Origin of the sequence: Flavobacterium ponti (assembly GCF_042652765.1) — a bacterium.
Taxonomy (GTDB): Bacteria; Bacteroidota; Bacteroidia; order Flavobacteriales; family Flavobacteriaceae; genus Flavobacterium; species Flavobacterium ponti.
The window spans coordinates 124,464-139,242 of sequence record NZ_JBHSGW010000001.1 but is presented as its reverse complement, the minus strand read 5'-3'; the positions used below and the strand labels follow the sequence as shown (position 1 = coordinate 139,242).

Below are 14,779 nucleotides of genomic sequence, written 5' to 3'. Positions count from 1 at the left end.
TATAAAAAAAGAACCCTTTTTGAGTTTGAAACTCTAAAAGGGTTTTCTAATTAAATATTTTTGGAAGACATTACAAACTCAACCAACTAGAAGGATTCAAAGTTGTTGTGTTTTGAGTTACAATAAACTTCATGGTTGTTTTACCATCTGAATTGGTATGTATTTTTCCTAATTTTTGCTTGATTGAAACTTTATCACCAACAGCAACACTCAACGATTCAATATTCATATACAAAGTAATATAATCACCATGTCTGATGTAAACCGCGTAATTATTAGCATAAATTGATTGCACTTGAATAACTTCTCCAGCAAAAACGGCTCTTGCATAAGCACCTGGTTGTGTGGTAATTTCAACACCACTATTATGTGTTGTTAGGTTTTTATGAATTGGATGTGGTTGATCACCATAAGGCAACGAAATATATCCTTTTTCAACAGGTAACGGAAGTTTTCCTTTGTTTGCTTTAAAGTTGTCTGAGTCTACTTTTCCTTCAGCTGTTAGAATGAATTTTGAACTATTTACACTTGCATCTGGTGTTGTTTTTGTTGTACTTGTTGTAGATGTAGAAGTATTATTCTTTTTAGCTTCAGCTTTTGCTTTTTCTTCGGCTTTTTTATTGGCAGCAGCAATTGCATCTGCAATTGTCTTTTTAATTTGTCTGTCTACTTCTCTTTTTTCTTTCTCTTTTTTATCAATTTCAGCTGAATATTTCTTTTTGTCTTTTTGAATAATCTTAACCAGTTTTTCTTTTTCTTGCTTTTGATTTTCTAACTCTTCTTTTTCTTTAGCTGTTTGAGCAATTACTTTTTCTCTTTGTTCTTTTTTTGCTTGAAGCGTTACAATTGCTTGATTTAGTTTTTGTTGTTTAATCTTAATTTCTTCTGCTTGTGCTTTTCTGAAACCTGCATATTGTTTCATGTACTGAATTCGCTTGTAAGCTTGATAGAAATTTTGAGAAGACAAGACAAACATAATTCTACTGCTTTGTGAACGACTTTTGTATGCTTTCACAATCATACTTGCATAATCTTCTTTTAAAATTTCTAACTCTTTGGTTAGGCTTTTTATTAATTTTTGATTTTTAGCAATGTCGTTGGCAATATATTTTACTTGGGTTTCATTAGTAGAAATTAGTTTTTCACTCAAACGAATTCTTGCGTCTTTTTCTTTGATTTCTGTTAAAACCGATTTTTCTTTTTTCTTTTCAATATTCAACAAACCATTGTATTGAAGAATAGCATTAATGATTTTTTCTTTTTTTGCCTCTAATTCTAGTTGCTTAGAAGTTTGAGCCCAACTAAATGTGCTGCATAAAAGGAATGCTATAATAACTATTTTTGACTTCATCTATTATTGTTGTTTAATCTCAACTTGTTCGTAATCATCTGGAATTGAAAAAGGGAAAGTTAGCTCTGGATTGATGTCTACTTTTTTATATTCAATATCTATGGAAACTTCGTTTTTTTGACTTGCTTTGATACTCATTTCTTTTGGAAAAACAGTATCATCTACAAGTGTGTGTGAAACATAATTAATCTCTAGATTTTTATTGTCTGAGAGCTGTTTTATTATTTCTTGTTTCAATAAAAACCTTCCAGCTTCAAAAGTATATTGTTTTTGAATGTTATTTTGTTTTTTTTCAGAAAGTTGATACATGTTATTTACAATTTCTGATACATATTCTTCTTTTGAAATTTCGGTTAATACTTTTCCTAGCAAAAGATTTTGAGCTTTTTGAAAATCTAATTCGGTTCCTAACCAATTGCTTAATAAAATATAGTCTCCTTCAAAATAGGTTCCGTTTACTTTTTCATAATAGCTTACTTTTTCTGGTGTAATCAAAGCTTTAGCAACAGGAAATCCTAAAAACTTAATGTTAATCCAAATGATTTCATCCTTTTTTATGCGAATATCAGCACTAATCGATTGCTTGTTTTTTACATCTTGATACTTTAAATCTGTTCTAATACTTAACGTAGAAAATTCTTTAAAATTATCATTGTGTCCTTTAACAATTTCTTCCACTTTCACACCTTTAGATGCTTTAGCGTTTGAAGCTAATTGTGTTGTTTTACACGAAACCAATACCACAGAAAGAAATACAAATAGAAAGACTTTTTTCATTGTTATTTTACGTTTTGAATTTTAGATAAATACATTTCTTTCTTTTTTAAATCTCCTGTTTTTTCGTAAGAATTAGCTAATTGTGTGTAAAATTCTTTTTCTAATGTTGGATTTTCAACCACATAATCAACACCTTCTTCCAGTTTAGAAATAGCTTCTTTAGTTTTGTTTAAATTTAATAATGCTACACCAGAGTAATAATACAAACTCGCTTGAGTAGGATAAAGTTCTAATTGTTGATTGGCATATTTATCTACTTTCTCGTATTGTTTTTTCTGCATTAATAATTGCATTAAAAATTCAAAACTCTCAAAATCTTCTGGTTGGTTTGCAATGCTTTTTTCAAAATAGAAAATAGACTCGTCTAATCTGTTTTTCTTTAGAAAATATTTTGCTACTTCTTTACTTACATTTACACTTCTGTCTTCATCTAATAACGTAATTCCTTTCTCTAAATTGCTTGAAAAATCTGGATTATTTGAAGCAAATATTAAGAATTCATTGAAAACTCTGTGTTTGATTTTATTGTCAATCTTACTGCTTTCTAAAACTTTAAACATAGAATTAGAGGCATTTTCACCATCATTATTATTCAAATAAAATTTGACCAAACTTACATGAGCCCAATCTGAATTTGGAATGTTTTCGGCTAATTTTTTAGCTACTTCAAAGGCTTTTTCTTCGTTGTTCGATTCTGAATATTGGTAAATTAAATCAATATAATTTTGTTCTACTAATGGATTTTTCTTGATTGCTTTTTCTAAATCTTGTTTTTCTGGTTTATTAACTTCTGGAGTTCTTTCCAATTGCAACTTGTAATATTCCATGGTTTGGGACAAATTGGTCGTTTGTTCCATATCTTTCAACAAAGCTAAAGCCTTATCTTTTTGATTGGTATACATGTACAACGAGACCAAATCATCTTGAAAATCTTTATTGAATTCAATCAATTTTGTTACAATTCTGATAGCATTGTTATAATCTTTGGTTTCGTAAAAAACATCATATAAACCATTCCAATACCAACGTTCTTTTGGATTTAAATCAACCGCTTTTTGAAAGGCATTTTGTGCTTCAGCGTATTGTTTTAGTGCAAAATAATTTTTACCAAGTTCATTATAAATAACCGGATTATTGGCATCTTTATCTAAACATTTTTGCAAAGAAACTATCGCTCTGTCGTAATTTTCAATGGCTTTTTGAGTTAAAGCATCATAAAAATTATTTTCAAAAGCATCATCAACCGCAGCAATTTCTTCTGGGTTTGGAATATCTTGAGCATAAAATACTTGGTTATAACCAAAAGCTATAAAAAGTATAGAAAATGTGATAAATTTATTCATTAAGTTATTTTTTATTCTAAAACCGAATAATCTCCAATACTAATACTAGTAAAATTACCATCAAATGAAGCATGATTTCCTATCATAGCATTGTCTAAATTGGCATTTTTGATATGAGCATGTGTTTGAATCAAACTGTTTTTAATCGTTGAATCAATCACGTGGCATCCTTTTCCTAAAGATACATTTGGTCCAACTGTAGCGTTAATTAAAACTACATCTTCACCAATGTAACAAGGAGGAATTATCGTTGAGTTTTCTTGTTTTACATCATAATCAATTAAATGATCTCCATCATTGTGCAAAAACCCTAACATTCTTGTGTTTGTATCAACAGTTACATCTTTGTTTCCACAATCCATCCAATCATCTACTTTCCCTGGTACAAATTTCATGCCTTTTACCATCATTTGTTTAATTCCATCATTAATTTGATATTCTCCACCATGAATGATGTTATTATCAATAACCAATTGCAATTCATTTTTAAGAACGGCTACATCTTTGAAATAGTATATTCCGATAACCGCTAAATCGGATACAAACTCTTTTGGTTTTTCAACAAGTTCAATGATTTCTCCATTATCATTTAGGTTTACAACTCCAAAAGCTTCTGGTTTATCAACTTGTTTTACCCAAATTACACTATCTGCATTTTTGTCTAAATCGAAATCTGCTCTAATTAAAGTATCTGCATAAGCAATAACTGCTGGTCCAGAAAGCGAATCTTTAGCACACATAATTGCATGTCCAGTTCCAAGGGCTTCATTTTGATAATAAATTGTTCCTTTTGCTCCTAATTTTTGAGCAATTGCAATTAATTCATCTTCCACTTTTTTACCAAAACTTTCGTGAATGATAAATGCTACTTCTTCAATATCTTGGTTTAAAACTCCTGCAATATCTTCCACTAATCTGTGAACGATAGGTTTACCTGCAACAGGAATTAATGGTTTTGGAACTGTTAATGTATGTGGACGAAGACGTGAACCACGACCTGCCATTGGTACTATTATTTTCATGTGTTTTGTATTAAGATTTGAGTATTAAGTAGTAAGACAAAACTGCCAACTAATTACTTAATACTGATTACTATTTAACTCCTGTGCTACCAAAACCACCTTCTCCACGAGATGTTTCAGATAATTCTTCCACTTCAATCCATTCGGCTCTTTCGTGTTTGGCTATGATTAATTGAGCAATTCGTTCTCCATTTTCAATTACGAAGGGTTCATTTGATAAATTTACTAAAATTACACCGATTTCTCCACGATAATCTGCATCAACTGTTCCTGGTGAATTTAATACTGTGATTCCTTTTTTAGCAGCCAAACCACTTCTTGGTCTAACTTGTGCTTCATAACCAATTGGTAATTCAATGAAAAGTCCTGTTTTTACTATGGTTCTTTCTAAAGAATTTAGGGAAATTGGTTCTGTTATATTAGCACGCAAATCCATTCCGGCTGAAGCAATTGTTTCGTAATTAGGTAGTGAATGCTGGGATTTGTTGATTATTTTGATGTTCATTTTAACTTTTTTCTTGAAAATAAATTATTTTCAAATTTTTTACTTCTTAATTATAAGCATCAAAGTTAAAAAAAATAAAGATAAATAGTCGGTTTTAGATTTTTGTTAAGAGATTTAAAACAAATAAAATGGATTATTTTCCAAAAACCTTTTTCTCAAGTAAATTTAATCGTTTTAAAATTGTGTTTTGATCCATATTTAAGTTACTTCCTAAAACACCGACAATTTCATAATTTTTTAAATTGGGAACAAAAATATCTGAAATTGAAACCTTTCCTTTTTCTAAAATCAGGTAGTCATTTGTGGTTATTTCTGCTTTTTTAATTTCTTTTAAAAACAAAACAGCCTCTTTTACATAAATACTTGTTGCTGCTAAATCTTCATCTACTATATATATAACATCAAAATGTGCAAATATTTTTTGCATTTCAACATCTTTTAAATCACCATTAGAAGTGATTTCTTGTAATTTAGGTTCTTTTTCGTCATTTATAGCCGAAATACTTTCTTCAATTAAAGAAAAATTAGATAATTGATTAACCGTAAGTGGTTTTGAAATAATATCATCGGTTGGAATGCCAAAATAAGTTGCAATTCGTAAAAGAGTTTCAATCTTTGGTTCGGCACGTCCTTCTTCATATGAGCTAATCACGCCTCTGTTTAAATCAATAAGTTCTGCAAAAGCTTGTTGACTTAATCCTTTTATCTGTCTTATTTTCTTTAAATTGGTTCCAAAATATGTCATTTTGCTATTATTTTTTACAAATATACAAAGTTATTATCATTTTTTTGCTAAAAATATTTGCAATATTAGATTTTTTATTTACATTTGTTATTATAACTAACCTAACCATCAATTTATGGAACATTTAAAATTGTTTTCTAATGTAAAGAATTGGCTGCTCGAATTAGAGTTCAACATTCAGCTAGAAAATGAAGAGCATCAGTCCTTTATTATTGAAAAAGAAAACGAAGGAATTAAAAATATGATGATTGTAATTGCACCACAAATTTTAATTATTGAACAATTTTTATTTCGTTGCAAAAATAATCAGCAAGAAGTACACAAACAGTTATTGATTAAAAACAGAGATATTGTTCACGGTGCTTTTGTTTTAGATGAATCTGGAGAAAAGGTAATTTTTAGAGATACATTACAAACAGAAAACTTAGATCAGAATGAGCTAATCGCAACTATAAATTCTCTTAGTTTATTGATTAGTGAGTATTCTACAGAAATGATATCATTTAGTAAATAAAAAACTAAGAATCAATATGGTATATTTTATTTTTCATATAGTTTGTTTTTTAACTAAAATATTACTTATGATTTTTAAATAATTCGAAAAAAAAACGTAGTATTAACATTGTAATTCTTTATGTATTATGAACATTATTAAAAGACTTTTTAGAATAGGAAAAGCAGAAGCACATTCTGCCATTGGAAGCCTAGAAGATCCAATAAAAATGACCGAACAAGGTATTCGCGAAATGAAAGAACAATTGGATCAAAGTATTCAAGCTTTAGCTCAAGTGAAAGCTTTGTCCATTCGTAGAAAAAATGAACAAGAAGCTTTGGTAAATCAATCTAGTGATTATCAGAACAAGGCTATGCTTTTAGTACAAAAAGGTATAAAAGAAGAAATGCCTATTGAAGATGCAGATAGATTAGCTAAAGAAGCATTAAAAAAGAAAGAACAATCTTTGTTAGATGCTCAAATAGCTGAAGGAGAACGTCAAAAGTTAGAAAGTGATGTTGAGAAAATGCAAATAAACATCAACACTTTAAAATCCACAATTTCTAAATGGGAAGGTGAATTAAAAACATTAAGAGCTCGTGTACAGGTAAGTAAAGCTACACAAGATATTAATAAAAAAATGACTCAAATTGACTCTGACAGCACTATTTCTATGCTAGAAAAAATGAAAGATAAAGTGTTGCAACAAGAGGCTTTAGCCGATGCTTACAGTCATATTGCTGATGCTTCAAAAAGTATCGATCAAGAAATAAATGCTGCTGTTGACACTTCAGATGCACATGCAGAAAGTGAATTACAAAAATTAAAAGAACAATTCAACGCTAACTAATAATGAATTTAGACGAGTTAATAGAAGTTTCCTTTAATCCAGCCAATAGTATACTATCAATTTTATTGATTTTAAGTGTTTTTTATTGGATTATGACTATGGTGACAGGTGTAGGAGATTATGATATAGATTTTGATGCAGATGTAGATGCTGACTTTGACGCTCCTGATGGAATGGTTGAAGTTCCTAACGATCCATCATCGTTTATTCAATTTTTAAAATTTTTAAATTTGGATATCATACCTATTACCTTTTTTATAACTCTGGTCTTATTATTTACTTGGCTAATAAATGTTAATATTAGTTACTATATTGCTTTGCCTTATTGGATGTATTTTATAACAATAGTTCCAGCTTTTGTAGCGAGTTTATTTTTAACTAAATATCTTAGTATGCCTTTAAAACCAATTTTTAAAGAAATTAACCATAAAGGAGAAATTGCTTATGATTATTTAGGAAGAGTTGGTGTGCTCAAATCAACCATTGAAAACGACAAATTAGGAATGCTTGAATTAGTAATCAATAAAGATCCTATTAAACTTTTAGTGAAAAGCAAAGATGGGTCATTTTTAAAAGTAGGAGAAAAAGCTTGTATTGTGGATGAAAACCCAGATAAAAAATTCTACTTTGTTGAAAAATCTTACGAAATTTAAATACCTTTAACATCAAATTAATTTAATTAAACAAAAAATTTATGACTACATTTTACGTTACAATTGCAGTTATTATAATTGCCTTTTTAGGTTTAGTATTTTGGGTTTTATCCATGTACAAAAAAACTGTTCAAGGAGTTGTTCTTCTTAGAACTGGATATGGTGGAGCCAAAGTCTTTTTTAATGCTGGAGTAGTAATTCCCGTTATTCATCGCTTAGAATACATGGATATTTCTGTAAAAAAATTAGAAATATCCAGAGAAGGAAAAGATGGATTGATTTGCAAAGATAACATGCGAGCAGATATTCAAGTAGCATTCTTTGTACGCGTAAATAAATCAGTTGATGATATTGTTAATGTAGGACAAACTATTGGTTGTCAAAGAGCATCTGACATTGGAACATTAAGAGAATTATTTGAAGCTAAATTTTCTGAAGCTTTAAAAACTGTTGGTAAAAAATTTGATTTCATTGAGTTATATGAAGCTCGACTTGAATTCCGTCAAGAAATTCTGAATATCATTGGAACAGATTTAAATGGTTATGTTTTAGATGATTGTGCGATTGATTATTTAGAACAAACTTCTCTACAGCATCTAAATAAAGACAACATTTTAGATTCTGAAGGTATCAAAAAAATCACTGAACTAACCGCAACACAAAATATTAAAGCCAATTTAGTTCGTAGAGATGAAGAAAAAACCATCAAAAAACAAGATGTTGAAGCAAGAGAAACTATTCTTGAATTAGAAAAGCAATTAGCCGAAAAAGAAGAACAACAACGTAGAGAAATTGCAAATATTCAATCTAGAGAAAACGCAGAAATTTTAAAAGTTGCAGAAGAAGAAAGACTAAAGTCAGAATCAGTTCGAATTGCAACTGAAGAAACACTTCAAGTAGCAGAAGAAAACAAACTTAGACAGGTTGTTATTGCTGCAAAAAATAAAGAAAGAGCTGAGTTAGTTGAAACAGAAAGAGTTCAAAAAGACCGAATGTTAGAAGCTACAGAAAGAGAGAGAGTCGTAGCATTAGCTGATATTGAAAAAGATAAAGCAGTCGAAGTTGAAAAGAAAAATATTCAAGATGTAATTCGTGAACGTTTAGTTAAAGAAAAAACGGTTGTAGAAGAACAACAAAATATTTTAGATGTAGAAGCTTTAAAAGGTGCAGAAAGAGAGAAACAAGTTCAATTAATTGTGGCTTCTCGTGAAGCAGAAGAGAACTTAATCACTCTAACTCGCGCTGCTGAAGCTCGTAAACAATCAGCTGAAAAAGATGCTCAAAAATACGTTATTGAAGCACAAGCAAAACGTGATGCTGCCGAAAAAGAAGCTGATGCTCGTAAAATTATCGCGGAAGCTCAAGCAAAAGAAGAAGCTACTGTTGGCTTATCTGAAGCTCAAGTAATGCATGCTAAAGCTGAAGCTATGGAAAAACAAGGATTCGTTGAAGCAAACGTAATTGAGAAAAAAGCAGCAGCTAATAAACAAGAAGGTTTGGCCGAAGCTGAAGTAATCAAAGAAAAAGCATTTGCTGAAGCTGCAGGAATTACTGAAAAAGCTGAAGCCATGAAAAAACTAAACGATGCTGGTAAAGAGCATGAAGAGTTTAGATTAACATTGGCCAAAGAAAAAGAAGTAGAATTAGCTCAAATTTCAATACAAAAAGACATTGCTCAAGCACAAGCAAGTGTATTAGCGGAAGCATTTAAAACTGCAAATATCGACATTGTTGGTGGTGATAATTCATTCTTCGACAATGTGGTTAGACAAGTTTCTGCTGGTAAAGGAATCGACAAATTCATTCAACACAGTGAAAATGCTCAAATAGTGAAAGAAGCATTATTAAGCCATGATGGTGATGAAAATCTTATCGGAAAAGTGATGAATATGGTTGAGAAATATAAAATTTCATCAGAAGACATCAAAAACTTGAGTGTAGCTTCTTTAATTTTTCAATTAAAAGGTGTTGCCAATGATAAAGAACAAGGTATCTTATCAAGAGCAATGGATATGGCTAAACATTTAGGTATTGATAACAAACCATTGAAGTAAAATTTAATAGATACATTGTAAACTAAAAAATAATTCTCTACTTCAATTGAGTAGGGAATTATTTTAGTTCCAATTGCTTTCCCTTCATTTTAAAGCTAATTAAAGTTTTTACAAGAAAGACTTTTAAAAATTTTACCGAAAATTAATGAGTAACGAAAAATTAAATACGGGTACATACGAAATCATTCAAAATCGATTGGATGAACAAAAAGAAGATTTAATTCAACGCATTCAATCTCTAAATGAAGATCGAAAAAAGGTTTTTGGAGGTGTTGATTTTTCACTTATTGCCAATGAACGTATTTCTACAGACCAAAACTGTAACATAAAAGATATCTTTTCTTTGGGAAGATTATGTTTGGTTGGACACAACACGCATTTAGGATTACGAACAGAAATAAATTTAAATGATGTTTTTTCAGCTTATTTATTAAAAGATAATCGTTTTGAACCACAATCCATTGAATTTATTGAGGATGAAACTTTTATAGAAGAGTTCAGAAATTTATATAAATATTACCGAAATACCATTTTCGTTCGTTTTCATCTTACGCAAAACTATTTATATTTTGTTTTTCAATTATCAAATAGCCCTTCCGATATAAAAGCATTTAAATGGTTAATAAAAGATGATACATTAACTTTTGTAGATGCTAGAAGTGCTGCAGAAGTAAAATATCCCAATCAACAAGAATTTACTTGGACAAAAGTAACGCGAGACATGCAACGTATTGGAAGTCATCCACACGTTTCATTAGCGGACAAGGTCTTTGTAGAAGCTATTGGTGGAGATATTACTATAAAAATTGAAGACAATACTAGTTCAGGAAAAGGAATTTATGCAGAAGATGTTATTCATAAAGATCAAACATTAGATGATGCTGAAATTCATTATTTCGACTATAACAATTTGGTTATTTTTAAGATAAAACCCTATCAAGAAGCTGAACGTTTTTTTATCTATAACCATAAGGAAAAGAAAGTTGCACGTGTTGATTCGCTTCAATACTCAATAATTCTTCTACCTGAAAACCAAGGTGTAATTTATCCCAATGGATATGCTTTGCAAACGGGTGAAATAAAAGTAATCGCTTCTGAAGACAAACCAGTATATTTCAACCGAAGAATCCTTGGAATTAATGGAGAAAACTTCATGTTTGTTTTTTATGATGAGCAATCACATGATTATTTATTGATTCCATATAATATCATCAAACAAACCATAGAAACTCCAATCAATTGTAATGGATTTACGTTGTTTGATAATGGAAAATTAGCTTATTTCAAATCTAACGAAGAAACAAAACATCATCTAATTCAAATTTGGCAAACACCTTTTACAAAAGAAGTTACTATTGATGATGCTTTAAAATCAAATTTATTATACAAAATTGGAAATAAAGATTTAGTTCGTGTAATGGCTGAATGTCAAGAGCTGAATATTTTGTTGTCCAAAAAAGATTCATATTCTGGTTTGTATAATGACATTGTTAAACAAGCAACAATAATTTTAGACAGTTATTATTTCTTGGCTGAAAAGGAAATTCATCAATTAAATGAACCTTTACTCGAAATTAGAAAAATTGCACATGCTGCGATTAACGAATTTGAAAAAGCACAAGAAGTCAAAAATAAAACAGCGCAAACCATAGCTGATTTAAAGGAAAAGTGCGAACATATTTTATCGGATACAAATGTTATTTCTTATAATTCTCTAGATCAATTTATTACTATTTTAGCTCAAATTAGAGCTTTACGCGGTGAATTAATTAGTGCTAAAGATTTAAAATATGCAGATATTGTTTTAATTGAATCCTTAGAAAAACAATTACAAGAAAGGGCTGACGAACTTTCCAATGCTTGTGTTTCTTTTCTTTTACAAGACAATGCTTTAGTTCCTTATCAAGAAAAAGTGACTTTGATTAACAAACAAATAGCAGATCTTAAAAAAACCATTGATGCCAAAACGCTTGAAAAAGACATTGACGAATTAGCGTTGCAATTAGAATTATTAGTAGACATCGTCAATAATTTAAAGATTGAAGACGCTTCGCATTCAACTCAAATTATTGAAAATATTTCTTTGATTTTTGCTCAAATCAATCAGCAACGCATTGAGTTAAATAACAAGAAAAGACAAATTTCTGGAAAAGAACTTTCTGCTGATTTTAAAGCACAAATTACCCTTTTCGACCAAACAGTTATCAACTTTTTAGAATTAGCAAATACATCTGAAAAATGTGATGATTTCTTAAATAAATTATCCATTCAATTAGAAGAAATGGAAGCTAAGTTTGTTGATTTTGATGATTTTATTCAACAAATCAGCGAAAAACGTGAAGAAGTTTATGGTCATTTTCAGAGTAAAAGTGTTCAGCTTACCGAAACTAGAAACAAACGAACTACCATGTTGTTTCAATCGGCTGAACGCATTTTAAAAAGTGTCAAAAATAAAGCAGCTTCCTTTGAAACAGAAACCGAAATCAACGGTTATTTTGCATCTGATTTAATGATTGAAAAGGTTCGTGACATTGCTAATCAGTTAAAAGATTTAAACGATACCAATAAAGCTGAAGAAGTAAATACATTACTTAAAACAGCCCAACAAGAATCAGTAAGAAAATTAAAAGATAAAAATGAAATTTATGAAGATGGTGATGCAGTAATTGCTTTTGGTGATCATAAATTTGCTGTCAACAAGCAAAAACTTGACTTGACTTTGGTTTTAAAAGACCAACAATACTTTTATCATTTAACAGGAACAAATTTTTACCAACCCGTTGAATTTGAAGAAATTGAACAATACAAAGAGGTTTGGAATCAAGAGTTTATTTCGGAAAATCAAAAAGTAAAACGCTTTGAATACATGGCTTGGGAACTATTCTTACAACAAGAAAGTATTGTTCCTGAATCGTTGAATTTGCAAAGAGTGCAAGAATTCATGGCAACTCATTTTGGAGAAGGATTAGTAAAAGGTGTTCATGATGTTGATGCATTGTTGATTTTACAAAATTTGCAACAAATTAATAACGAATTAGGTGTTTTAAAATACACTCCTTCAGAAAGAGCATTAGCTCAATTGTTTTGGTTTTTTCTTAATGAAGAAGACAAAGAATTTTATGAAAAACAATTTGATGCTGTAAGTTTGTTGAAAGAAACGTTCTCAAGTTCTGAGCAATTTAAGTATTTGAACAAACGATTGTCTCAAAAAATTGAAGAGTTTAATAGCTCATTTGATGGTTTTGATTATGTTTCTGCATACAGAGCTGCTGTTTATTTGAAAAAAGAAAACCGAAAAGCATTTTCCATTTCAAAAATTGCTGCAGATGTTTACGAACGCTTTTTTAAAAGTTTGAAAGAAAAAGGGAAAGATGTTGTTTTTAGCAATCAAATAAAAGATTTATACAATTATCCTTCTGCTTGTTATGACATTGTTGAAAACGCATTAAAAACATTTTTAATCGATGAAAATATTACAATATCTCAAAGGTTTGTGGAAGAAGTAACTGCTTTTATATTGACACAGAATTACCACAAGAAACAAATTGTAAAAGTAAATTCATCTGTTGAAATAACAGGCTTGAAATCTATAGAAAGTAACCTTACTTATACTTTAGATTATTACGAATTTTCGGCTCGATTGGATTATTTTCATTCTAAACTAAAACCTGCTTTCTTAGAATTACAGCAACTTAAAAAGCATTGGGTTGAAAACAAAAAGAAAGAAGTAAAATTACACACATTTACAAGTCAAGTGTTAACCTCATTTGTACGAAATAAATTAATTAATGATGTATATTTTCCATTAATTGGAGCCAATTTAGCCAAACAATTAGGGTCAATTGGTGAAAACAAGAGAACTGACAGAATGGGAATGTTGTTATTAGTTTCGCCTCCAGGTTATGGAAAAACAACATTAATGGAATATTTAGCTGACCGAATGGGATTGGTTTTTATGAAAATTAATGGTCCTTCTATTGGTCATGAAATTACTTCGACTGATCCAAGTGAAGCTAAAAATGCAGGAGCAAGACAAGAATTAGAAAAATTAAATCTTGCTTTTGAAATGGGTGATAATGTGATGTTGTATTTAGATGACATCCAACATTGTAATCCAGAATTTTTACAGAAATTTATTTCATTAGCTGATGGACAACGAAAAATTGAAGGAATTTATAATGGTGAAGCTAAAACTTATGACTTACGTTCAAAACGTTTTTGCTTGGTTATGGCTGGAAATCCTTACACAGAAAGTGGTGATAAATTTCAAATTCCAGATATGTTGGCTAATAGAGCTGATACTTATAATTTAGGAGATATTTCAGGTTCAAGAGGTGATTTATTTGAATTGAGTTTAATTGAAAATGCTTTAATGTCGAATGAATATATGGTTCGCTTAACACAACCATCATATCAAAATTTATATAAATTATATGATGCTATTCAACAAAATGATACCAATTATGATTTAGAAGGCAACTTTTCTTCTCAAGAGATAGAAGACTTTAAACAAGTTTTATTGAAAATTATTTTAGTGAGAGATACAGTTTTAAAAGCGAATGCACTTTACATAAAATCGGCAGCTATGTCTGATGATTATCGCAATGAACCTAACTTTAAATTACAAGGTTCTTATCGTGATATGAATAAGTTAGTGGCAAAAATTCAGCCTATTTTAACGGAAAAAGAAGTTGAAGCTATTGTTTTGAATCATTATCAAAACGAATCGCAAACACTAACCAATGGTGCAGAAGCTAATTTGTTAAAGCTAAAAGAACTGATGCAAATTCAAAATGAAGAAGAGCAAAAACGTTGGGAAGAAATTAAAACGACTTTTGTGAAAAATAAACTTTTAAAAGGTGTTGGTGGCGATGATAGAATGGCACAAGTAATTGTGTTGTTGTCTGAATTTTCAGAGGGTTTGAATGGGATTAAAGATGTGTTGAAGAAATAAAATTTAAATTTTAAAACCTCATTTATATTTTC

Annotated in this window: 11 protein-coding genes; 5 read left to right on the top strand and 6 right to left on the bottom strand. The window is 29.8% G+C overall.

Annotated elements, in window-relative coordinates; all coding sequences use genetic code 11:
* Positions 1 to 70: 70 nt before the first annotated feature.
* The 6 genes from ACFO3U_RS00560 to ACFO3U_RS00535 form a co-directional block, all read right to left on the bottom strand.
* Positions 71 to 1,351, bottom strand: a complete 1,281-nt coding sequence (locus ACFO3U_RS00560; protein WP_379737412.1) for a murein hydrolase activator EnvC family protein — start codon at positions 1,349 to 1,351, stop codon at positions 71 to 73.
* Positions 1,352 to 1,354: 3 nt separating this feature from the next.
* A complete protein-coding gene (gene lolB1, locus ACFO3U_RS00555) occupies positions 1,355 to 2,128 on the bottom strand; it encodes a lipoprotein insertase outer membrane protein LolB1 (RefSeq protein ID WP_379737410.1) in 774 nt (257 codons plus the stop codon).
* Positions 2,129 to 2,130: 2 nt separating this feature from the next.
* Positions 2,131 to 3,471, bottom strand: coding sequence for a tetratricopeptide repeat protein (locus ACFO3U_RS00550; protein WP_379737409.1), 1,341 nt, complete (start codon positions 3,469 to 3,471; stop codon positions 2,131 to 2,133).
* A gap of 11 nt (positions 3,472 to 3,482) precedes the next feature.
* Positions 3,483 to 4,493, bottom strand: a complete 1,011-nt coding sequence (locus ACFO3U_RS00545; RefSeq protein WP_379737407.1) for a sugar phosphate nucleotidyltransferase — start codon at positions 4,491 to 4,493, stop codon at positions 3,483 to 3,485.
* Positions 4,494 to 4,563: 70 nt separating this feature from the next.
* Positions 4,564 to 4,998, bottom strand: a complete 435-nt coding sequence (gene dut / locus ACFO3U_RS00540) for a dUTP diphosphatase (RefSeq protein ID WP_379737405.1) — start codon at positions 4,996 to 4,998, stop codon at positions 4,564 to 4,566.
* A 133-nt stretch (positions 4,999 to 5,131) separates the two neighbouring features.
* Complete coding sequence (locus ACFO3U_RS00535; RefSeq protein ID WP_379737403.1) at positions 5,132 to 5,743, bottom strand: helix-turn-helix domain-containing protein; 612 nt, start codon at positions 5,741 to 5,743, stop codon at positions 5,132 to 5,134.
* A 115-nt stretch (positions 5,744 to 5,858) separates the two neighbouring features.
* On the opposite strand from ACFO3U_RS00535, the gene ACFO3U_RS00530 reads away from it, so the two are divergent.
* The 5 genes from ACFO3U_RS00530 to ACFO3U_RS00510 all read left to right on the top strand — a co-directional run bounded on the left by ACFO3U_RS00530 (position 5,859) and on the right by ACFO3U_RS00510 (position 14,747).
* Positions 5,859 to 6,257, top strand: a complete 399-nt coding sequence (locus tag ACFO3U_RS00530; RefSeq protein ID WP_379737401.1) for a type III secretion system chaperone family protein — start codon at positions 5,859 to 5,861, stop codon at positions 6,255 to 6,257.
* 127 nt (positions 6,258 to 6,384) lie between these two features.
* Positions 6,385 to 7,086 (top strand): PspA/IM30 family protein, encoded by a 702-nt coding sequence (locus ACFO3U_RS00525; protein WP_379737399.1) that lies wholly within the window; start codon positions 6,385 to 6,387, stop codon positions 7,084 to 7,086.
* 2 nt (positions 7,087 to 7,088) lie between these two features.
* A complete protein-coding gene (locus ACFO3U_RS00520; RefSeq protein WP_379737397.1) occupies positions 7,089 to 7,739 on the top strand; it encodes a hypothetical protein in 651 nt (216 codons plus the stop codon).
* A 41-nt stretch (positions 7,740 to 7,780) separates the two neighbouring features.
* Positions 7,781 to 9,793, top strand: coding sequence for a flotillin family protein (locus tag ACFO3U_RS00515; protein ID WP_379737395.1), 2,013 nt, complete (start codon positions 7,781 to 7,783; stop codon positions 9,791 to 9,793).
* A 145-nt stretch (positions 9,794 to 9,938) separates the two neighbouring features.
* On the top strand, positions 9,939 to 14,747 hold the full coding sequence (locus ACFO3U_RS00510; RefSeq protein ID WP_379737393.1) for a DNA repair ATPase: 4,809 nt from the start codon (positions 9,939 to 9,941) through the stop codon (positions 14,745 to 14,747).
* The last annotated feature ends 32 nt before the right edge of the window (positions 14,748 to 14,779 follow it).